Annotated in this window: 18 protein-coding genes; 5 read left to right on the top strand and 13 right to left on the bottom strand. The window is 39.6% G+C overall.

Annotated features, from left to right (window positions below):
* Positions 1-125: 125 nt before the first annotated feature.
* Genes DET59_RS19075 through DET59_RS19060 form a run of 4 tightly spaced genes read right to left on the bottom strand, consistent with a single transcriptional unit; the run spans position 126 to position 2,961 of the window.
* A complete protein-coding gene (locus DET59_RS19075; protein WP_142675612.1) occupies positions 126-494 on the bottom strand; it encodes a hypothetical protein in 369 nt (122 codons plus the stop codon).
* The gene (locus DET59_RS19070) at positions 478-1,839 is read right to left on the bottom strand and encodes a replicative DNA helicase (RefSeq protein ID WP_258549744.1); all 1,362 of its coding nucleotides are present in this window, start codon (positions 1,837-1,839) and stop codon (positions 478-480) included. Before DET59_RS19070 ends, DET59_RS19075 begins: the two co-directional genes overlap by 17 nt.
* Positions 1,790-2,104 (bottom strand): replicative helicase loader/inhibitor, encoded by a 315-nt coding sequence (locus tag DET59_RS19065; protein ID WP_113971186.1) that lies wholly within the window; start codon positions 2,102-2,104, stop codon positions 1,790-1,792. The genes DET59_RS19070 and DET59_RS19065 overlap by 50 nt, the downstream gene beginning before the upstream one ends.
* Positions 2,101-2,961, bottom strand: coding sequence for a hypothetical protein (locus tag DET59_RS19060; RefSeq protein ID WP_113971185.1), 861 nt, complete (start codon positions 2,959-2,961; stop codon positions 2,101-2,103). The genes DET59_RS19065 and DET59_RS19060 overlap by 4 nt, the downstream gene beginning before the upstream one ends.
* Positions 2,962-3,202: 241 nt before the next feature.
* Here DET59_RS19060 and DET59_RS19055 point away from each other — a divergent pair, with 241 nt between their 5' ends.
* Positions 3,203-3,805: a hypothetical protein gene (locus DET59_RS19055; RefSeq protein ID WP_113971184.1), complete on the top strand. Its 603-nt coding sequence runs from the start codon at positions 3,203-3,205 to the stop codon at positions 3,803-3,805.
* Between the two features lie 209 nt (positions 3,806-4,014).
* On the opposite strand, the gene DET59_RS19050 is transcribed toward DET59_RS19055, so the two are convergent.
* The 6 genes from DET59_RS19050 to DET59_RS19025 form a co-directional block, all read right to left on the bottom strand.
* On the bottom strand, positions 4,015-4,791 hold the full coding sequence (locus DET59_RS19050) for a hypothetical protein (protein ID WP_113971183.1): 777 nt from the start codon (positions 4,789-4,791) through the stop codon (positions 4,015-4,017).
* Between the two features lie 584 nt (positions 4,792-5,375).
* Complete coding sequence (locus DET59_RS19045) at positions 5,376-7,508, bottom strand: DEAD/DEAH box helicase (RefSeq protein WP_181778237.1); 2,133 nt, start codon at positions 7,506-7,508, stop codon at positions 5,376-5,378.
* Positions 7,508-8,824, bottom strand: a complete 1,317-nt coding sequence (locus DET59_RS19040) for an ATP-binding protein (protein ID WP_113971181.1) — start codon at positions 8,822-8,824, stop codon at positions 7,508-7,510. Before DET59_RS19040 ends, DET59_RS19045 begins: the two co-directional genes overlap by 1 nt.
* Positions 8,814-10,805 (bottom strand): TerB N-terminal domain-containing protein, encoded by a 1,992-nt coding sequence (locus tag DET59_RS19035; RefSeq protein ID WP_113971180.1) that lies wholly within the window; start codon positions 10,803-10,805, stop codon positions 8,814-8,816. Before DET59_RS19035 ends, DET59_RS19040 begins: the two co-directional genes overlap by 11 nt.
* A 519-nt stretch (positions 10,806-11,324) precedes the next feature.
* The gene (locus DET59_RS19030; protein ID WP_181778236.1) at positions 11,325-12,776 is read right to left on the bottom strand and encodes a DUF2357 domain-containing protein; all 1,452 of its coding nucleotides are present in this window, start codon (positions 12,774-12,776) and stop codon (positions 11,325-11,327) included.
* Between the two features lie 4 nt (positions 12,777-12,780).
* Complete coding sequence (locus DET59_RS19025) at positions 12,781-15,012, bottom strand: McrB family protein (RefSeq protein ID WP_113971178.1); 2,232 nt, start codon at positions 15,010-15,012, stop codon at positions 12,781-12,783.
* 169 nt (positions 15,013-15,181) lie between these two features.
* Here DET59_RS19025 and DET59_RS19020 point away from each other — a divergent pair, with 169 nt between their 5' ends.
* Both DET59_RS19020 and DET59_RS19015 read left to right on the top strand, forming a co-directional pair.
* On the top strand, positions 15,182-16,555 hold the full coding sequence (locus DET59_RS19020; protein ID WP_113971177.1) for a Sau3AI family type II restriction endonuclease: 1,374 nt from the start codon (positions 15,182-15,184) through the stop codon (positions 16,553-16,555).
* A 139-nt stretch (positions 16,556-16,694) separates the two neighbouring features.
* Positions 16,695-17,117 (top strand): very short patch repair endonuclease, encoded by a 423-nt coding sequence (locus tag DET59_RS19015; RefSeq protein ID WP_113971176.1) that lies wholly within the window; start codon positions 16,695-16,697, stop codon positions 17,115-17,117.
* A 36-nt stretch (positions 17,118-17,153) separates the two neighbouring features.
* Here DET59_RS19015 and dcm read toward each other — a convergent pair whose 3' ends face one another.
* Both dcm and DET59_RS19005 read right to left on the bottom strand, forming a co-directional pair.
* A complete protein-coding gene (gene dcm / locus DET59_RS19010; protein ID WP_113971175.1) occupies positions 17,154-18,416 on the bottom strand; it encodes a DNA (cytosine-5-)-methyltransferase in 1,263 nt (420 codons plus the stop codon).
* A 180-nt stretch (positions 18,417-18,596) separates the two neighbouring features.
* Positions 18,597-18,920 carry a nucleoside triphosphate pyrophosphohydrolase gene (locus DET59_RS19005; RefSeq protein WP_113971174.1) on the bottom strand — a complete coding sequence of 108 codons (324 nt, stop codon included), beginning with the start codon at positions 18,918-18,920 and terminating at the stop codon, positions 18,597-18,599.
* Between the two features lie 261 nt (positions 18,921-19,181).
* Here DET59_RS19005 and DET59_RS19000 point away from each other — a divergent pair, with 261 nt between their 5' ends.
* On the top strand, positions 19,182-19,442 hold the full coding sequence (locus tag DET59_RS19000) for a helix-turn-helix domain-containing protein (RefSeq protein ID WP_113971173.1): 261 nt from the start codon (positions 19,182-19,184) through the stop codon (positions 19,440-19,442).
* Positions 19,439-19,666, top strand: a complete 228-nt coding sequence (locus DET59_RS18995) for a hypothetical protein (RefSeq protein WP_113971172.1) — start codon at positions 19,439-19,441, stop codon at positions 19,664-19,666. The genes DET59_RS19000 and DET59_RS18995 overlap by 4 nt, the downstream gene beginning before the upstream one ends.
* Before the next feature lie 22 nt (positions 19,667-19,688).
* On the opposite strand, the gene DET59_RS18990 is transcribed toward DET59_RS18995, so the two are convergent.
* The gene (locus DET59_RS18990; RefSeq protein ID WP_258549741.1) at positions 19,689-21,107 is read right to left on the bottom strand and encodes an HNH endonuclease; all 1,419 of its coding nucleotides are present in this window, start codon (positions 21,105-21,107) and stop codon (positions 19,689-19,691) included.
* Positions 21,108-21,210 lie beyond the last annotated feature (103 nt).

Genomic DNA, 21,210 nt, shown 5'->3' with positions numbered 1-21,210 from the left:
TTACTTTAAGGACAGCCTCTTAAGTCAGACATGATTTTTTCTTTGTAAAATAGAGAAAAGTAGAGTGCGGATCGTCTCCACTCTTTCCTGTCTCATGCTTCCTTTTTTCATCTATCAGAAACACATCAGCCCACACTCCTTACCCAACTCCCCCCACTAACCCTCTCCCTCCAAATCAATCCCCCATCCTCCACCACACCCACCATATCCATCATCACCGCAAACCCCAGATCCACCCCACTCAACACCCCAGCCTCCTTACACCCCTCCCACAACTCCCGATAACTCACCAACACATACCCATCCTCACGCCTCTCCCGCTCCTCACCCAACAATCCCATCAACACCCCATACACCTTCAAACTCTCCATCCGAAAATCCAACTCATTCCCCTTCGCATACTCCGTCACCAACATCCCAATCCCTCCTCTTTTCATCATTTTATTCTTAGCCAACGGACCTGTCCCCCCGCCCCACTCAAACCGAAGCAACACAACCGTCCCCCTGCTCCCGCTTCATCCATCCACCCCGAAACCGCCCAAACTCCCTCACAAACTCCAACTTCACCGTCCCCACCGGCCCATTCCGGTTCTTCGCAATCTTCACTTCCACTTCCTGTCCGCTCTTCGAATCCGGATAGTAATAATCATCCCGGTACAGAAACAACACCACATCCGCATCCTGCTCAATATTCCCTGAGTCACGCAGATCCGACAGCCTCGGCCGCTTGTCATCCCTGGACTCCACTCCCCTCGATAGCTGGGACAACAGAATGATCGGAATCCCAAACTCCTTCGCCATCCCCTTCAGCTGCTTCGTAATATGTCCAATCGCCAGATCATGCCGGTCAAACCGCTCCTTCACCGTGATCAGCTGCAGGTAATCAATCACCACGAGAAACGGCTCCGTCGGGTACTCCCGCTTCAGATTCATGATCCTCTGCCTGATCTCCGGCAACGTAATCATGCCATTCTGCGAGAGTTCAAGTTTCGCCTTGTACACCGCGTTCATCGCCCCATGCATCCTCGGCATCTCGTCCTTCGTCAAATACTTATACGGATTCTGCCATTTCATCATGTTAATATCCGTGATACTTGAAAGAAGTCGCTGCATGATCTGCCTCGAACTCATCTCCAAGGAAAACACCATGCTCACGCCTTTCTCCCTCGTACATTCCCAAGCAAGCTGAATCGCAAAAGCGGTCTTCCCCATAGAAGGTCTCGCCGCTAAGATGATAAGCTCCCCTTCCTTCCACCCTCCCGTCAGTGCATTCAGGCTCTCGAATCCCGTCGAGACACCGGGAAGTCCGTCCCTCTCCATGTAAAGAGATTCATAGAGATCCATTATGATGTCGTCCTTCGTTTCTTCGTCTGTATTCGTGTTGGTGTGCATGTCGATGAGTGCTTTGTAGAGGCCCTGTGCGGATTCCGGGGTGTAGGAGTTCAGGAAGTGATGGGCCGAGTTCTTGATGAGGCTCAGTTCGTAATACTTCAGGACAATCTGCTCATACTGCTCGATGTTCACCGTCGTCGGACAGTAGTTGGCAAGGGCCAGGAGAAACTGAACCCCTCCGACATTCTCAATGTCATCCCCAAGCTCCTCCACCACCATGACCAGATTGATCTCCAGCCTCTTCTTCTGAAGCCCCTTCATCGCTTTAAAAATCAGGCGGTTCTTCACCAGAGTGAAATGCTTCTCCTCCAGGGTCAGTGTATCCAGAATATCCGCTTCCAGAAGTACAGCTCCAATGATCATGCTTTCCGCTTCATGCAGCTCGCGTAGCAGCTGTTCATCGTGCCCAGGGTGGTGCAGGTCGTGCCCACTCGTTTCGTCGTTCATTCTCAATTCGTTCCGCTCCTTCTTTTTCCCAAATGTGAATGGTTTCTAGTATCGTCGTTTCTTCCACCGGCTGTTCATACAGCTCAGCAATTGTCGGCATATACTGGCTCACTTTGATATGGGCTTCGATCCGCCTCTTCACCCCGTGATAATCACAATTCTGCAGGTGCTGAAACCAAATCTCAGCCGTCTCACGACTGAGCAGCCGCTGAGGGTAAGCTCCCTGGATCATCTTCACCAGCTCCTTGAATTCATTGAACGTCATGCCTCCGTCACAATCTCCTCCAGCCCGTCCAGCAGGTCATCTATGTGCTGCATCGATTCCCGAGGAGAAATATACGCCTCAAGGGCCTTCTCTAAATACCTTGGACTGTTGATTGTCAGCTTCGGATTGATGCTCTCCTGCTTGTCAAACTGCTCATCCATAAACACAATCAGCTCATCCGTCGACAACTCACTCAAGCTGATCCGCTCCATCGCCACGTGATCCATCGGTGTCAACAGAAAGCCTCGCCCCCTCCTGCCAACGAAATGCCCGATCAGCGCCTGCAGCCTATCTACATCCTTAGCGTCTCTAGTGGCAGTGGTGTTGATGCTGTTGTTCTCTACTATCTCTTCTTTCTCTAAATTCTTAAGTCTGTTTTCACAACTCATTCGCTCCTCCTTCATATCTGATTCACGTACCGAGGACAAAAGGGTACCAGCCCCCTCATCAGGCTGGTCATCAGTGGATCCATCATCCCCTTTTACTTCCATAGGGATCCCCATCCACTTCAAATACTCCCCACACTTCGGATCCTTCACAGGTCGAACCGTAAAGATAAACCCATGCTTAAACTTCTCCGCCTTCAACCAACCACACTTCTCCAACCGCTTAATCGAACGCTGGATCCTTGACGTCGCATACGCATCCTTCTTCTTCCCATTGTAAAACCACAAATCCTCCTGCAGCTTCCCGATCGACCTGATATACTGTCCCTCTCTAAGAACCACATCCCCAACCTGAACCCCATCTTTATGAGTGGCATGTATCAGAATCCATACATACATTCGAATATCCTCCGGGTGATGAAAAATTTCCGTCTCCACCATATCTTTTTCTAGTTTTCTCCATCCGCTCATTTGATTCACTCCTATTTCAGTTTGTATTCATCTTTTATATAGGGGAATGGGGAGGGAATGGACACCCTTTGGGGAAATTTTTTTATAAAAAAAACATTCGGGTGGGGTCCGAATGTTTGTAGGAGGACATATGAACTTATGAATACACCATTCAATCAGAATTCATTGGCATGAAAACACTTGAACTTTCATCTATATAAACTAGACTTAAAGTAATGACCATTAGAGAGGAGGACCATATGTGCAAAATAAAGCATTCACATTCAAGCTGTCTGATGAAGGATACTATGAGCTCCTTAAAAACATGCCCTACTTTAGAAAAGTTTACTTCTTTGGAAACATTGGATTGGGCGTGATTACTACAGTATTATTTTTGTACTGGAATCATGAATTTCAAGAATCAGCAAGTACACCTTCCCCAGTGATGTTCGCATTTATATCGCAAGTGATGTTCCCAGCTCTATTGGCATTCGGTTTATCCCTTGTCGTACACCTCGTGTTGTATTTCTATTTCCGCTTCAGAATCCATGCTTCCCTGAAAAAATCAGCCCGACGTTTAAAAGAGAAATACCAGCCAGCAAACGGTGAGGAATACAAGATTGTGTTTGACCAGGATCAGAATGCCTTCTTGCTTGGAAATCGACAACATGGGATTGGTCAGAATCTAAAAGTAGTATCTACTTCCAGACATCTTCTTTTTTATGATGGGGATGGGAAGTCTCAAGAGAAGTTTTATATTCCTAAGGATGGCGGCAAAGAGCATCAGGAGGATGTAGCTTGTATATCCGTTTATTTAGAGAAATCCTCAGCGGTACAGTATAAAGAGAAGGAAAAGGACTGGTGAATGTTAACGTTGGTTAGAAGAGAATGAGAAGGGAGTCCCCCTTTTTATCTATGGCAATTTTGTTATGTAAGTATGTTTTCCGAATAGAAATCAAGGCATTATATACAAGTTTTTTACATAACTTGTATATAATACCTTATTTAATAATGCAGGACTGTTGAATATAAATTCTTAACTACTATATATTAATACTAAATCTAATAAATTAATTAATACTTATCTTTATCTACTTCATTTATTAATTCCAATATTTTTTTTGCTTCGTTAAAACTAATTTCAGAAGCTGTTTTACCTGATATTAACTTTTCCATCTCAGTAATGATTTTCTGCTCAAATAGACCAATAATTGTTTGCAATGAACTTAAGGAAGAAACTTCAACAGTTTTTAGTTTCTCACCCAGAAGATAATTAGCTATTTCTATCAAATGCTTATCTTCACTCCAAGATTTTATATCCTCTTTTTTTCTACCTTTAATAAATAGATAACACATCCTTAACATAAAGGCCCTGTATAAATAAAACAAATTCCACAGATTTTCACCTATGAAAGGTCTATGTTGTTCAATATTATCAACTTTTAAGTTAAGATCATATAAAGTATCCTCAGATATTCGTTCTACCCCAAGAAATTCTTTATTTTCATATAATACTGTTTTATATTCCTTAGGTAATAATATACTGTAAAAATTTATTATAGGACTGTTATATTTTCGAATTAGTATTATACAATTCCATAAGTTCTCAACTGCGACTAACCTTCTTTCTTGTGCAGTACTATACTCGTTAGCTAATGATGCCAATGAAGCTTTTAAAAATTCTGTATTACTACTTACCAAAGCTTTAAAGCCCTCAATATCCTTTTGGTTTTCGTGTTGCCACTTGATTTTAAAACGATCGTTCGTTATTTTCCCAATCCATTTAAACAAACCAAATAAAACTATACTTCCACCACCAAGCCACGCTAGAATTGATGTCAATATTCCCATCTCAACTCCACCCTTTCATCAATCTAATTCGACAAAAAGGGAGACAATCCTCTAATTCGTATAATTCTTATCGTAGAAGTGGTGATATTCTAACCATTTTGTAACTCTAAAAGAAACAGTCATATTAACTAAGGAATAATATATATGTATTTTCTTAATATGCTGCCAACTATATATACTTTTACTATCTAAAAATGAAGATCCTTGCTGCACAATAATTTTCTAATGTCCATTATATGAGTTCTCCACAATATACCCTTTTGTTTCCAGAGCTCAATTCACCTAAAATTAAAATCATTTCAATCAGGTAATATATGTCTCCAAGTAGGAAAACGAAAGTACTTATTAATGGAAGTAAAATAAGTCAGTCAAGATGCCGGTTATCAAGTGACTGACCCTGATGAGGTAAAGCAATTATCGAAGGCATTAGAGGAAGATAATCCGAACTTTTCAGAAGAAGAAATAAAAAAGATGTTAGATAGTTTAACTCACACCATCTTCTTCAAATAGATTAGACACTTTAAGCTAGGGAGCTTTAAGCGTCTAATCCCGTTTCCTTAATAAGTTAACCAGAGTTTTTCCTCTTATAATTCTATTACTCTAAATCGATTCTCGCGTAAATATTCTTTAACTCCTTGAATATCAATTTCATGAGCAGTGTGCATTTCATATTTAAGAGACTCTGGTATTACTTCAGAGTATTTGGATACAAATATTTCTGGTTGCTTGGTATGCTCAATTAGTTCTTCGGGATTCCAATTCTTCGCACCAATTCCCCTCAGTACTTCTTCTATTCTACAATCAGGAGGTAATTCTATTCTACCTAACCCATCTCTATCTTTAATTTTCACCCCCATGCTTCTTAGCATCCATACCAAGGTGTTAGTGATTACTGTGCCTGTATATGTTTCGAACAATTGACCCGTTCTTGTCTTCCAAATGATTCTTTCATTCTGTGATACCTTGTGAGAATGATAAGGTCTACGCATATCTTCTATAGCTGCACTTCCTTTGTCGTCTACATATCCAAAGCTTTGATCTGTACAAAGTATCTCCAGTATCTTCTCACCAATTCTTTTGTGAATTTTGACCCCACCACTTGTATACTTAGGAGGTTTCCCATCCACGGCTTTATTTACATATATTTTATTCCGTTTGGGATCAATTATTTTTATGGTCCATAACTTGCCAGACAAAATAATATTATCTCCTTCATTTAGAAACATCACCTTATCCAGCGTGCCAATCCGTTTCACACCCTCAAGTACATCATATTGTTCAGTACTCATAAAAACGGAGTAAAATTCTTTTCCTCGAACCAAGCGCTCTCCTTCAAAACCCACGATTAACTCATTTGGCCCTTTGATGAGCTCAAGATGCTCATTCTTCAGCATATGGTCAATCAATTGACGAATCTTTTGGTCGTCTAATTCATAAAACATATCATTCAATTTGATTTTATCTATCAATTCACGAAGCGTAATTCCGTTAGTTTCTTCACATAAAGAAAGAATTTGTTGAAAAACAATATCATAAGGTAACAAATACCCTTTGGCAGGCTCAACCCACTTCTCACGAACAAGCTCCATTACAGCTAGAGATTGGATTAAACTGTCTTCATCAGTTGAATACAGTTGTAACATTTGATTTGAGTCCCTCTTTCTACCTGATCGACCCAATCGTTGCTTGAGAGCGGAAACGGTAAAGGTACTGTCAATCTGAATAACAATATCTATACTACCAATATCTATACCAAGCTCTAAGGAACTTGTTGCAACCACACTCTTAGGAATGGTGGTTTCAGACATAGTTTTTTCCACAAATTCTCTCTCTTTTTTATCAATAGAAGAATGGTGGGGATAATACATTTCACCATTACCTTCTCTAACTGCTAATCGATTCAACATGACCGTTTTTTCTTCTACCTCTCCTCGACTATTACAAAAAATCAATGCTTTATGATCACGCGTTAATGCTCGGATATCTTCGTATAATTCAAGTTTTTTCTTATTACTTTCTCCTTTTTCAAAGTACATTAAGCTATAAAGCAAGTTCTTATCACTGTCAGGAGATTCAATGATAGATACAGAATCCAAATGTTTATGATTCACCCACTTCTTTACGAAAGAGAAATTATCGATAGTAGCGGATAACCCAATAACGCGAGGGCGCATTTCTGTATAGCTTTCCATACGTGATAACAAAGATCTTAGATGAACTCCTCGCTCATCATCTAAAAAAGAATGAATTTCATCAATAACAATGAATTCAACATTTTTGAATACATGTTTTAATTGTTCAGTACGATTAATAAACAAACTTTCAATTGATTCAGGAGTTATCTGTAGGATTCCTGCAGGGTCTTGAATAAATTTCTTCTTCTTTGACTGGGATATATCCCCGTGCCAACGATGAATCGGAATATTGGTCTCCTGGCAAAGTGATTCGATCCGCTCAAATTGATTGTTGATTAGAGCCTTTAAAGGGGAGATATATACTACTTTAAGTACTTCTTCTGCTTCTTTTTCAACAAGAGACAAAACAGGCAAAAAAGCAGCTTCTGTCTTACCAGAAGCTGTACCAGAGGATAAGATAATATCATTTTTTGTCTCAATAATTTCTGGTATGGCCATATCTTGAATAGGAGTGAAGGATTCCCATTTCATTCTCCAAACCATTTTCTGAATGGCCTTTGATAAGAGATTAAATGAACTCATTATTCATCCTCCATGCTCGCAAAACGAGAGGAAATGTTCCTAGAAGAAACGACTTCTTTTTCGATCTTACCGAAAACCTTTTCCCTACTATAATCCTGATTTTGATGAAGAATACTTAAAGCCCCCAAGAAATTGCGTATGATATCCCCAACCGTTAGATTCTCTTCTGCACCTGGACGGCTATATTCCATTTTCAGAAATGACGCAATTTCCTCTTTTGACACCGACGAATCATATCCATAATGAGCGGCGTGAATCTCCGTTAATTTTGATAAAAGAAGAAATGTATCATTATGATTTAATGGCGTTATCTTAATAACAGGCTGAGAAAGATCCCTAAATTCACTTGTTTCGAATTTGTTACTCTCTAACCTTCTCTTTAAAGCCCCATAGCTAAAAAGTCCTTTACGTTCATCCTCCAAGAACTCCGGTGTACCTCCAAATGTTATATAGAGTCCCTGGACGTTTCCTTGAAGAGCATCATTGTATATCTTCAAAATGGACTCATAGTTCTTCTCTCTCGTTTGAGGATGTGTGATTTTGTAAAGGTTAATGGCCTCATCCAAGTTAATAACCAACCCTGCATAGCCAATTTGTGATACAAACTTAGCCATCACCTTAATATAGTCATAGTAGTTGTTATCCCCAATAATATCACGGACTCCTAGGTCAACTCGAGCTTCCGTTTTCGTCCCATATTCCCCACGTAACCAACGTAGAGCACAACGTTGAATATCGCTGTTATCTGTTATGAACCCCTTAAAATATGCTGTGAGAATGCGCGAAAAATCATAACCACCAGTTAATTCGTCCATTTGTGACACGACTAAAGAAATTTCCTTTTCCACATCTTTTACAAACTCAGGATTATCAAATTCTACGGAACCATATTCTTTTTCACGAACAACCTTTGATTGAATATCACTTATCCACTTTTCTAAAATGGTTCCTAGTGCATTTCCTTCAGGCTTTGTAGCGATTGCAAGATTTTTCATTAGCTCTGTATAAATAGCGACAGCCTTTCCTTCACTTCCATAAAGCCTTCTCTCTGGTGAGAAATCAGCTTTTGCAACAATAAACTTCTCATTAAAGGCTATTTGTTGTATCAAAGCTTGTATAAAACTCTTTCCGCTCCCAAATGGACCAATGAAGAATTTCACGATAGAAGAACCCTTTTTTACATTTTCTAGATCCTTTAAGATTTGATCAGCTTCTTCCGCTCTACCAACCATAATGTGATGCAAACCCCTTGCAGGGACCACACCTCCTGATAAAGAGTTTAACACCGCTGTCGAATCTCTCTTTTTAATTTTCAATCAAAACACTCCTAACCATATCGATAACTTCCTCATAATCTTCTATGATAATTACTTTGTCATCTTTCTCTTCTAAAAGCGTGTCATCTATATGTTCCATTGCTATCTCATTTATCTCTGAGAGGAAAACCCCTAACATCTTTCCATTCTGTTTCGCAAATTCACTTGCTTTAGCTTTGCGTATTTCTCCGACTTTTATTAAAGAAAGGAACTCCTGTTGAGAGGAAGAAAGAGCTTCAACTAAGCCATCATAATCTTCTCCAACTTCTATCACATCAGCCGAAAAAGATCTTTTTTCTCCTTGTTGATTGTCAACTTTAGGGGATTGAGCATTACTTGCATCTGCGACTTTCTTATTCTGGTCATTTTCGGCACCTGAAATTGGGGAAACCGAAATATCTTCTCCAGTAATCTGATCATTAGCTTCTTTCGCCTCTATTTTATCTTTAATGAGGTTTAGTTCCTTATCCTTCTGGCTTATTTCATCCCAATCAAACTGTATCTCATTTCTTTTCACTTCTTTTTCTGCTGTTTGTTCTTCTTTCTGTGGTACAGGTATCTTACTTCCCTTAATTCTCTTATCACGCTTTTTAACTGTTTTAAAGCGTGATTTTACCATAACTTCTTTCATATCCTCAGGCAATATACTTTCATCCACCTTGATATTCCGTTTTTCATTATTTTCTGAACGGACGACATTTTCCGCAAGACGAAATAGATTTGAAACAACTTTCGTTAAATCCTCCGTCGCATACACCTTCTCCACTTGCACATGAGTATCATGATATTCTCTACCCAAGACAGCCCCACTGTATAGGTAACGTACTTCACGCTCGTTTTTAATTTCGAACCACTCCGCAAGTAAACCCTTTCCCTCTTTTTCATATAATTTCTTTAATGAAGGGATACTTTCTTTAAAACTTTTATAAATTTTATTTTTGTTTTTGCTAAAAAATTCCGTCTCCCGATAATTCTTAATATAAGGTTTCCAATACGTAATGGATATAGACTCCAAAGAATCTTGATTTTCTTGAATGAGGGTATATAGCCTTGGTACTGATGTATTGTAGCTCTCCTCTACAAATTCATTCGCCAGTTCTCGTTCATTTAATTCAAATAGCATATCAGCAATCCATCCATTCAAATATTTATTCAACTTAGGATGGCGTTCTATATAAGCTTCATTTAGGCGGACTAACATACTTACATTAAAAGCGGCATTTATATTAAAAGAGTAATTAATAAGTTCATAGACAAATATGAATATATAACTTAAATCCACATCCAAATAGTGGCCTTTAAGGGCTTGTTCTCTCCAATAGAAATACCATTTTCTTTGTTTCTTATCCAAATGTTCAAATGTTGGCCAATACGATTGAAACGGAACTTCTTTCGTCTCAATCCCTCTGGTTTGCGAATGTTTTAAAGAATCCCTAATAAAGGATTGATGAGAGCTCGATATCGATACCTCGAATACAATCCCACTTTTTTCATATCGGTTATTTTTTGGCTTCTTCAATTTATCAATGGAAGCTTTAATGTCTATAGGTGTATTTAAATGGATGTATTTAGGTAATACAATGTCTTTTTCTGAGTAAAATGTAAAAGCATCTTTTATCATAGAAAGACTATTAGGTTTTTCAGTAGGCATTTCAATAGTTTCAGTGTCACCTTGATTTTTAAAAGGTGCTATGTCTTCTGCTTCCGGTCTTTGAGTGACCAAATTTTTCTCATTTACATCAACAGGATTTTTTGGGGATGTTTTGGAGCGTTGTCCAATTACATTATTGTTTAATTCATTTGTCCACCTCTTGATAAAAAACATATCTATCCATCCCAATACCATTGGGACGTAGGTCCAGGAAAATAATAAATATAATGCTCCTCTTATGTATTTTCGATAATAAAATAAATGAATACCTAAGATACCTAGAAAAAATGCCAAAATGTAGCCAACGGTTGGAGATTTCTGCTTTTTCAATCTATATCCCTCCTAACTTGCTCATTCTTTTGTAGTCTTCAAAAAATAGGTTATAATTCACTATATGAATCCACACCCTTATTTTACCACTTACTTATCATGTGTTTAATAAATATCTCTCAAGTACTTAAATAATCCGACAATGATTGCACCACTGCTTGCCATTTCTTTGGACCAGATACGACACTCTCAAAACTCAGTATCTGGAGCTTATTATAGGGGTAGTTATTTTTAGTAATAATTCAAAAGAGAGCACGATCAACAGTCTGTTAAACAGCTGATTAACCCACCCCCTTTTTTATCTCCTATTAGTTATGAAGATAATTGTTATATTATGTTACTCCTCAATCAAATAATGATACAAAGAACTCTCCACCTCATCCTCCAACAACATATTCATCCGAACAACCGGCAACGCCTTACCGTTCTTATCCAACATGGTCGTCTGTTCCTCACTATTCTCTCCAGGTACGGCCTTCGGTCATGGTGCCTCTTCCATGGTCTTAGACCGTCGCAGCTTTACTCAGTATCAACTTTCACGTTATTAAAAATCGATAATAACTTTTGATGCATTTTCTTATTTCCAGATCCAGGAATCATCTGTAATGCTCCCATTTTATATTTATCATGGTACCCTTCCTGAAAATACCTCAATGTTTCCACTGAACCATCCCTCGTCGGTGTCAGAATATACACTTCACGGACAGTTCTTTCCCCTGTTTCTCTGTGAACGATACCATCACGGTACTTATGCATTTCGCCAAGTGCGGTACCAAGGTTCCCAGGCACCCGGTATTTCGGATCGAATATGATGATTTCTTTTCCATTTTCCAACACAATATCGGGAATCATCCTTTGAGTATACGTGAAGAATTCTTTTGTCTTGTACTGATAGGTTCGTTGAAAATAGAGAGTCATACCACCTTGTAGGGTAATCTGGCTTTCTTTGTTTTTGGCCAAGTCGATAAAGATTCCATTTTCCGTCTTCTTGTATAACCCACTAGTTTCTTCGACCAGGTTCAGCTCCCTCAAAATCCTGACGATTTTCAAAAAGCACCACATCTCATATAATTCGAAAGTATCCTTCATGGCAATGGGGTAATCAAAACCGATTCCTTCCCTATCATGCTTGTATAGCTGCTCAAACCACTTATACCACTGTCGGTAAATAGGATGTTTCCTGAATTTCTGGGTGACGGAGTATGTCCCTTGATGCATGGAAACTTCCTGTAGAAAAGGAGAGTTGATCCACCTTCTTATCAATGAATGAAACGTTGCCGCTTTCTTGGAAATGTCCACTCTTTCCACTTTCATGTATGTCCTAAGGAGAGTAGTCAGGTCAAACAGCTGCTTCTTCAAGACCTGATTTTCATACACGTCCACTGTCTCGAAAGTTTTGGTCGTCTCGACATTGAGGGGAATATCTTCACCGTACCCTCTCTTATCAAGCCAGTGTAAAGTCGGTTGTTCAACCTGTTGTACCCTTTCCCTTTTCTGAACGATCGGAAGCTTGACTAGCCTACTGAATGGCTGTTTTTCGATACGGGCAAAAATCTGACGGAGCTTTTGCATGGACCTTTCAATGTAAATCCACTGCGTCCAGGAGACTCCCAGGCTCTTACCGGATACGGAAACTTCCCTCTCCAATCCGCTCAATTGGAAGCAGCTGTTGCTTTCCTCTAATATCTCCTCAATCATTACATCAAATTGCTGTTCTGATAGTTTACGGGAATCAGGATAAATGAATGTTTCATATTCCTTACCATTGAGGAATACTTGTACCGATCCGCTCTGGAAGGGAGTCATGAGTGAAGTGAAGAACAGGTTCCCCTCCTTATGAAAAGGTATCGGTACGCCATGTATCCTTAAATCGATACCAGCCCCCTCATAACGTAACTTGTATTCCGTTGCCTCTGTTAAAAAAGCTTCCTCAAAGGGAATCCAGCCCTCTGAAGTCATCCATACTTCCAATGATCTATCTCCAGAATTGAGTGGCGCCATAGTACTCCAACTCCTCTTGCATCCGTTTCACATGCTGCAAGGAGACGGAACTGCCTTCCAGATTGGCAGTCAACCAGCGATTCAATTCTATAAGCATTTCCGATATTCGTTCGTCCCCCCGAATCTTCGTTAACACTTTTTCAGCAATCACACCATCGAGTGCTTCATTGGAATCCATTGCATGATCCGGTCCCAGCTGATGATTTGCGTAAAGTTTCTGTAGCATCTCACCCATGGTCCTGTAGCCAAAATGAAGCTCATATACAGCCAATGTGGCATGCAACTCTTTCAGTAGAAGGAATTCCTGGAACAGTGAATCCTTCAAGTCCTGGTCCACCCTCTCCCAGAAGGAAGTGAAGTCCACATCCGATAATGTCATGACAAAAGCTCGGTCCAATACTTTATCCGATATGGAGTGAGTGGTCTCGTCAATGTTGATCGTCCCTAGTATATAAACATTAGGCGGTATGCTCAGTTTGTGAGGAACATCTGTTATATGTTCATCCTGATGAAGAGGGATCTCTTTTCTCGACTCCACCGCACTTAAATAATCACTCAAATAGTACTCCACCCTGGCCAGGTTCATCTCATCCAGTAGAATGAAATGTGGCTTTTCCCGTTCCTTCAATGCATTCAGTATCACTTTCAAGAATTCCGTTTTCACATAACGTTTCTCGAACGAACTGTAGTACCCGAACAAGGAACTGGCATCAGTCCAGTCAGGTCGGACCGGTATAATGCTGAAATATGGATTTTCACTTTCATACTCCAGCCCATATACAGCATTGGCGTATAAACGGCAAAGCTGTGTTTTCCCAGTCCCGGAAATTCCGCTTAGTATAACGAAATGCTTGTCATCAAGCGCCGTCAGATTCAAGTGCAGATCCCTTACAATCGATTTGGAAAAAGTAAATTGACTGTTATCAATCATGTCATGGATTTCTGTGAACCTGAAATTAGGCTCGAGTGTTTCTGTTTCGGAAAGCTCAATTTCTCCTTCCATTTCCAATTCATTGTTTACACTATCAGAAGGAAGCTCCACCGTTTTGCGTGCATGGGCAAACAGAAGAGCTGCATCAATAAAGTTCTTCTTGACCTGATGAGCCCCTTCAATGAAGGTTTCACTATCGTTGTCATATGTGCCTACACAATAAGAAGCATCCTCCACCTGTATCCCATGTTTCTGAAGCAAGCGCATGGCTTCCGCCTTGATTTCATGGTTATCCATACTCTGAGTGGCAAATAGCTTCTTGATCCACCACTCCTTGGTGCCATTAGCCAAGATCTCACGTACATTGGTGAAAATCTGGTTGCCTCCTGCCACCCTCAAGAGAATCGTTTGGTATGGGGTGACTTTGTCATGATAATCAAGGTAATCAATATTACCTTTCGTAATCATTTGATCTCCATCATTGATTTGAAAAGATTGTCTCTTCCCTTGATATTTAAGGTTTTCAACAGAAGAAACCTCTACTGAATAAGGTCGTCCAAGCAGTTGAGTTTCTTCAATATCACGTATGGAAGACAATTGTTTTAATGCAGTCCAAGCCCTCTGTCCTGTTTGTATTTCCATATTGATGAATTCCCTGAATTCGTTCAACCCGTCCCAGACTTCCTGTAAATATCCACTCAGTTCTTCCTCATCGAACTGTCCTTCAAGGTCCATACTCTTTCCTACTTGGAACCATGGCCTCTTTCTTGGTTTGATACAACTTTTCACAAAATCTTCAAATTCTTCTTTAGGCACTCTCGACTTTTCCTTCCATCCAGTGAAAATCGAGTACTCATCAGGAATCGAGGACAACACGTCCCGGATGACACCACTCCTGGACCAGGACCAAAAAGGTATGAGGCTTATTTCCGTATGCATCAATAACGATTGATCAATTCCATTAAATTCTAGTGTCAAAAGGTTGTATTCCTTCTCATCGGATTTCATATATAGACCCACAAAGTATTTCCTGCCCATATCAGAGTTCTTTTTCTTTTCTGCATATGTTGGATTCCGAGCATCATGATAAGTTGTCGTCAAAGTAGTATCGTAGTTACGGATGTATAACTTATCTCCCAAAGGGATTTCCTTGTAAGTAATGAATCGTTCAAATACCCTGTTTACTTGAGGAGCCACTTCATCAAGGACCCTGCGGCACCTCATTTCGGTATTGTCTTCATTGAATAATGATTGATAGTATGTAAGGTTGAGCATTGTGTTCACCCACTTATTGTTAGTTATGACTCTAGACTAGCATACTATTGGGAGGAAAAGGGAAGTATTCTTCTAGCTTCCTTAAACCCAAATCATATACATAATTTTACTTTTCTAGTAATATTAAAAATATGAAATCTAGAAATTCTTTCAAATGAGGAGTAAATAAATGATATACGAAACGATAGAAGAATTGATGATCAAAGCACAAGCTGCAGAAGGGAAAACCTTTGGACAAATAGATACCACTGGCAGAATAAAAAACTTACGATCTAAAGGGACATTGGGTAACATCATCGAGGAAAGCTACTTTGGATATGAAATAAACTCGGTCTCCAAACCAGACTTTGAAAACCTGGGCGTCGAACTCAAAGTCACACCCTTTAAGAAAAATAAAAATGGTACATATTCTGCAAAAGAGCGATTGGTGTTGAATATCATCGATTACATGAATGAATTCAAATTGACATTCGAGACATCCTCATTCATGAGTAAGGCAGCAAAAATGTTGATTATGTTATATCAATACAAGCCGGATGTAGAGATAAATGATTATCAAATTTTCAAAGCCTTCCTGAATGATTTCTCAGAAGAAGACTTGGCAGTGATGCGACGGGACTGGGAAACCATCGTTACCAAAATCAGGAATGGTGAGGCTCATTTGATATCGGAAGCAGATACCATGTATTTATCGGCATCTACCAAAGGTGCTAACAAATTGAGCGTCCGCCCTCAACCTTATTCAGCATTGGTGGCAAAACAACGTGCCTTTTCCCTTAAGGCTTCTTACATGACAGGTTTAATCCGCAAATATCTAACACCAGAACACATGGAATCCTTTTCAAAAAAAGGCGAGCTTCAAGTAAAATCACTGGAGGAAATTTTGAATGAGAGGTTCAAGCCTCATTACGGGAAAAGAGTGGATCGATTATGCACTGAAGTAGGAATAAAGTACAACCCTAGCAACAAATCCATGATACCTCATTTGATGGCCCGGCTGCTCGGTGTTAAGAAAAACGATATCAACGAAATCGAGGAATTTTCAAAAGCAAACATCAAGTTCAAGACTGTGGGCCGAGAACCTGACAATAGCATCCGTGAACACATGTCATTCAAGAAAGTAAATTTTGATACGGTAATAGTCGAAGAGTGGGAAGAAAGTGAACTATATCAGCTGTTTGCAGAGCAAAAGTACCTATTCCTAGTATTTAGATACACCGAAAGCTATAAACCAAAAGTAAAAAGAATTCCTTATTTTGAAGGAATAAAACTTTGGAATATGCCGCAGCAGACCATCGAAGGTGAACTGTACGATTTATGGATGCAATTAAGAAAAGTTGTAGATGAGGGAGTCGAATTGATTCCAAAAGGAAAACGGGTCTTCAACAATTTGCCTGGACCATCGTTTAACGGCGTCAGCCACCTCCGCCCCAAAGCCAGTAATGGGAAAGATAAAACATTACTTCCAGATGGCCAATGGATCACTAAACAAAGCTACTGGTTGGATAGGGAATTTATACAAAAAATTTTATATGATGAATAAAATAAAAGCCGCAGGAGATTCTTCTTGTGGCTTTCATGTTGAATAAAATCCTCTCCTTTGATATCTAATGGCTTCCTATGTTTATCCCTGCAAAAAGCTAGGTAGTATAAACATATACCATAAAAAGGAGTTCGTTAAAATGAAGAACCCTAAAACAACGGAGGAAAGAAGCAGAATCATGGGATCCATCAAAGCTGTCTCGAAATTGGAAAACATGGTGACTGAAGAATTGTGGAGCCGTGGTTACAGGATTCGGAGAAATGTAAGGTCATTAAAAGGAACACCCGACATCGCCATAAAGAAGTATAAAGTAGTGGTCTTCATCGACTCTTGCTTTTGGCACCTTTGCCCGATTCATGGCAAGATACCTAAATCAAACGTCGAGTTCTGGACTGAAAAGCTGACCAGGAACCAAGAACGTGACAAGGAGGTGACTCAATACTACGAGGAAAAGGAATGGTATATTTTGCGCCTTTGGGAACATGAAATTCGCGGGGAATTTGAAACCGCAATCCAGAAAATCAGTGACTTCATTAATGAAGCGAAAATGGATTATAAATAAAGAACTCTCCTAATCAAGTCAGGAGAGTTCTTTTGCTTATTTTGCATCCGGTTCCGAAAACACCAAATCAAGTTCAACTTGATTCCCATCTATGTTTTCTTTCTCAATTTCCGATATCCGGTTACCCATGCGAGCTATCAAACCGACGACCAAGGCATTCCCCATGCAAAAGTATCGCATCCTGTCCGTCATACCTTCCGTCCACTCATCGGGGAATCCATTCAGGCGTTCACATTCTACCGGCGTGAGGATACGCAGCCTTTTTGTCTGTGGATCTTCCACCACATGGGAACTCCGATTGACAGTGCCTTCACTCGTCAACATCGTTCTTCCAGGCTTGTCCAGAGACTCAGGGAATGCCATGCCCCCTTCGGAAAAGACGTATTTATGTCCGGTTGCTGACGTTCTTTCAATCTTTTTAGGACCTTTTAAGTAAGTGAACTTTTCAATGGCTGCTTCAGATAAATAATATCTTTCATCAACATCAGACTGAAGTATTTCCTTTAAAGGAACTGATGATTCTTCTACAGGGGTGACTTCTTCCGTATAGACCAAATCGTCCCTCATAATACCTGCATTATAATAATTCATCGAAAATTCATCTGAAATTTCCACAAGATCCTTCTTCATAATGAATGATTGAGGCTTTTTCTTCTCAGAAATACCTTCTTTCACCGGAAATGCTTTTGCAAAGAAGCCTTCCTCGTGTATCATCTGGGATTCATCGAAACTTCTTCTATTAATTACATAAGGAGTTTCATTCTTAGTGGCAAAAATGAAGACCCTCCTTCTTCTCTGGGCTTGTCCATATTCAGCCGCATTGATGACTCTCCACTCCACTGAATAGCCCAAGTCCCTGAAGCTCGCCAACATGATGGAGAAGTCCCTGCCCCGTTGTTTCGAAGGGGACTTCAGCAACCGATCGACATTCTCAAGCAACACATATCTAGGACTCGTCTCCCTCATCAACCGGGTAATCTCCCAAAAGAGTACGCCTTTCTTACCTTGAAGCCCTTTTTCCCCGCTCAAACTTCTCGCAACAGAGTAATCCTGGCAAGGAAATCCGCCCACAATCATGTCGATATCCTGATTCTTGAAAGTTTCTCCATCAACCGTACTAATATCTTCATTGGAGTGTATTCCTTGATTCTCAAAACGACGTGCATAACAGTCGAATGCATGTTGCGCCTTCTTGGAAGGTTCCCATTGGTTTCCCCATACTACATCGAAACCGCCAGCAGATTCCAACCCGATTCGGAATCCGCCTACGCCAGCAAATAATTCTATAACATTTATCAAAACCGAACATCCTTTCGGTATATATTTAAGTTAATTATAATAAATATTGACTAAAAGATCAACTATTTAGGCTAAATAATTTAATAATAATCAAAAGTTTATTATAACAGATAGTGCATCACTCAATATATAGGCAGATTTTGATAATCTATATAGTAGATTATTTGAAAATTCAATGACTTATTCCTCCACATCCATCAAAAACACCTTATCCTGAAATCCCCCACGCTTCTCAGCCTTATCTTTCCGCACTGCTTCTACGTCTTCAAATGTAGATTCATGCTGCTTAGCCAAAGACCTAATAACCTCCAGCAAATCAGCAAGCTCTTCCACAGCTTCCCCATTCGTTTCAGCCGCACAGTATTCATCAAGTTCCTCATAAGCTTTTTCTTTCAAATACTTTATGTAGTCTTCATCGTTAAGGATTTTTGTCGAGTACTCCCTACCTTTATTTTCAAGAATCTGTGGGATTTTATCCCGTACCAATTTGTTATAGGTCGGCATGTTGGTGACCTCCTATGGATTGTATTATCTATATTTTAACATTTTATTAGGGAGTCCATAGAGCAAAGTTGGACACAACAGTTACTTTTTCCCATTTTCCATATCCCTATTAGTCGTCTGCATGTAGTAATTCCTTCTGAAAAAGAACAGTGACAAAAATAAATTTAGTGTTATTTTACATAATTTGTAATATTCCTACTTACTGTTCGTGGTACATGATTTCCCCCGATTTGATAATGGTTCTAAAAAGGGGAGAATCCATTGGTAAAAGAAGAAAATAGACCTTTTGCGGAACTATTGGGGAAACTACTGAGAAGAAGAAGAATTGAAATGGATATGACCCAGGCTGAGTTTGCCTGGATCACTAAAATGTCTGAAGAAGGCTACGGAAGGATCGAGAGAGGAGAAAGTATTCCAACCTCACTAACACTAAGCAGAATACATAATAATACAGGAATTAGTATTGACCAGATTTTTCAGGAAATTGATAGAATAGAAAAAGAGAATAAGCCAGAAGCATGACTTGGAAGTTAATTGGGGGGATTACCATCAAAAAACAAGAATTGATCCTATTAAAAGGTCAGCAAACATACAATTTTACGATTGTCGGCTTTAACCGTGAGCATGATTATGGGGAGGTTTATTTTACATATGAAAATAGAAGGACTTCTGTTTATAGGGGTTCGGATGTGACGGAAGTTATAAAGTTGGCGAAGAGAGAAAGCCGTAGCTTACTACGGGAGTAAGCTGCGGTTTTCTTTTTCTCTTTTATAAAATGACTTCTTTTATTTTTAGACGTTCTTTCAATTCCACTACCGTTAAATACACTCCATCCTCTTTTCTATGAAGCATCGCATGACAATTCGGACACACAGGAATAAGATCTTCTATCGGATCCACCTTATATCCCTTTTGAATTTCATGAAGGGGTGTAATGTGATGGACGTGAATGAAATCTCTCCCCACTTCCCCATATGTATCTTCAAAGTCCATTTTACACACTTGACACTCGGCGCCATAATGATCCATGCACCGCTTGCGGGCAAGAGGATTACGTTCATATGAATTCACAGTAATCGTTCTTCGCTTCCCTTCCCACATTTCTGGCACTTCGTCAGGATAGACCTCAGCTGACAAATCCTTCTGAAAGAACGACATGATATAGTCACGGAGCTCACCGGTAAGTTTCATGGAACCCTGAATATTACCCTTTAATCCATGCTCCCTTAATTGATAAAGAGATAAATCATCGGTATCAACCACATCCACCAAGCGGACACGCGTCTTGTCTCCGCCAATGGATTGATCATATTTCTCTTGATCTACCCAAAACGACTGATCATAGATCGTATCATACGTTTGAACCAATCCCTCTATTACTTCCACCTTGTACCTGATCTTTCTGACACTACCTGAAACATAAAAAAATAGGATATCACCATTTTCATAGTTGAAGGAACGTTTCCAGTCCAAAGTACTAAAATGACTGAAAGCCCTCTCTAAGTCATATTCGTTTGGATTCGCAGGTACCAGCCAAATACGGCGGGCATTCTTATGGTCTCTTTCTTCTAGTTCCTGGCGGCGGTTAGCAGCAATCTCAGGTGGCGCTTTAAAACGATACTCATCTCCTTCGAATTGGTAGGGAATATTGTACACATATCCCCTCTCGATTGGATCATAGCATTTTGACTTCTTTATATTGAGATGAGTAGCAAGGTATTCAGCAGCTTCTTGAATATTAGTAGCTTTATATAATAGTTGATTATTTTTGCTGATGGTGATGGGAGTGGGCATTGGTTGCCTCCTTATATACTTCGGATTCACCTTAACTTTCTCATTAATATAATGTTTTCTCCAATAATAATCGTCTCTACTGGAATTATTATTACAGATAGTTGTAAGCTCATCCTGAATGTTCTTATTTTCAAAAACAAAATAATCTCTGTATTTCTGAGTGCTAAGCATGCTCATAAAGGAGTACCCATATGTTGAATGATTTTGAATGCCTGCCGTCCCTTTAGGTATAAGATCAGCTATCTCACTTATTCTAAAACTGCCCTTCATGTCTTTCTGTTGATTTTCAATCTCCATCAAGAAGCTTACGAATAACTTATCTCCGTTTACTCTATTTTCAATATTACTTGTAGAAAACAGATGATAATCTCTGCAATCCCAATCAAATTTCACCATCACTACCTCCTCGTATATTATGTTTAGGCTCTATTTCAGAGCTCGGGTAATCTTCCATATAAATGAAACTTCTCTTTATTACTTGGACGTCTCAAGATAT

The organism is Rossellomorea aquimaris, assembly GCF_003315075.1.
GTDB lineage: Bacteria > Bacillota > Bacilli > Bacillales > Bacillaceae_B > Rossellomorea > Rossellomorea aquimaris_C.
This window is presented reverse-complemented; position numbering and strand designations above follow the sequence as displayed.

Excerpts from the sequence above, each read along its gene's own strand:
- DET59_RS19050 (WP_113971183.1), bottom strand. The coding sequence starts at position 4,791 with ATGGGAATATTGACATCAATTCTAGCGTGGCTTGGTGGTGGAAGTATA.
- DET59_RS19005 (WP_113971174.1), bottom strand. The coding sequence starts at position 18,920 with ATGCCGACCTATAACAAATTGGTACGGGATAAAATCCCACAGATTCTT.
- DET59_RS19065 (WP_113971186.1), bottom strand. The coding sequence starts at position 2,104 with ATGACGTTCAATGAATTCAAGGAGCTGGTGAAGATGATCCAGGGAGCT.
- DET59_RS19060 (WP_113971185.1), bottom strand. The coding sequence starts at position 2,961 with ATGAGCGGATGGAGAAAACTAGAAAAAGATATGGTGGAGACGGAAATT.
- DET59_RS18995 (WP_113971172.1), top strand. The coding sequence starts at position 19,439 with ATGACTTGGAAGTTAATTGGGGGGATTACCATCAAAAAACAAGAATTG.
- DET59_RS19015 (WP_113971176.1), top strand. The coding sequence starts at position 16,695 with ATGAAGAACCCTAAAACAACGGAGGAAAGAAGCAGAATCATGGGATCC.
- DET59_RS19045 (WP_181778237.1), bottom strand. The coding sequence starts at position 7,508 with ATGAGTTCATTTAATCTCTTATCAAAGGCCATTCAGAAAATGGTTTGG.
- DET59_RS19070 (WP_258549744.1), bottom strand. The coding sequence starts at position 1,839 with ATGAACGACGAAACGAGTGGGCACGACCTGCACCACCCTGGGCACGAT.
- DET59_RS19020 (WP_113971177.1), top strand. The coding sequence starts at position 15,182 with ATGATATACGAAACGATAGAAGAATTGATGATCAAAGCACAAGCTGCA.
- DET59_RS19025 (WP_113971178.1), bottom strand. The coding sequence starts at position 15,012 with ATGCTCAACCTTACATACTATCAATCATTATTCAATGAAGACAATACC.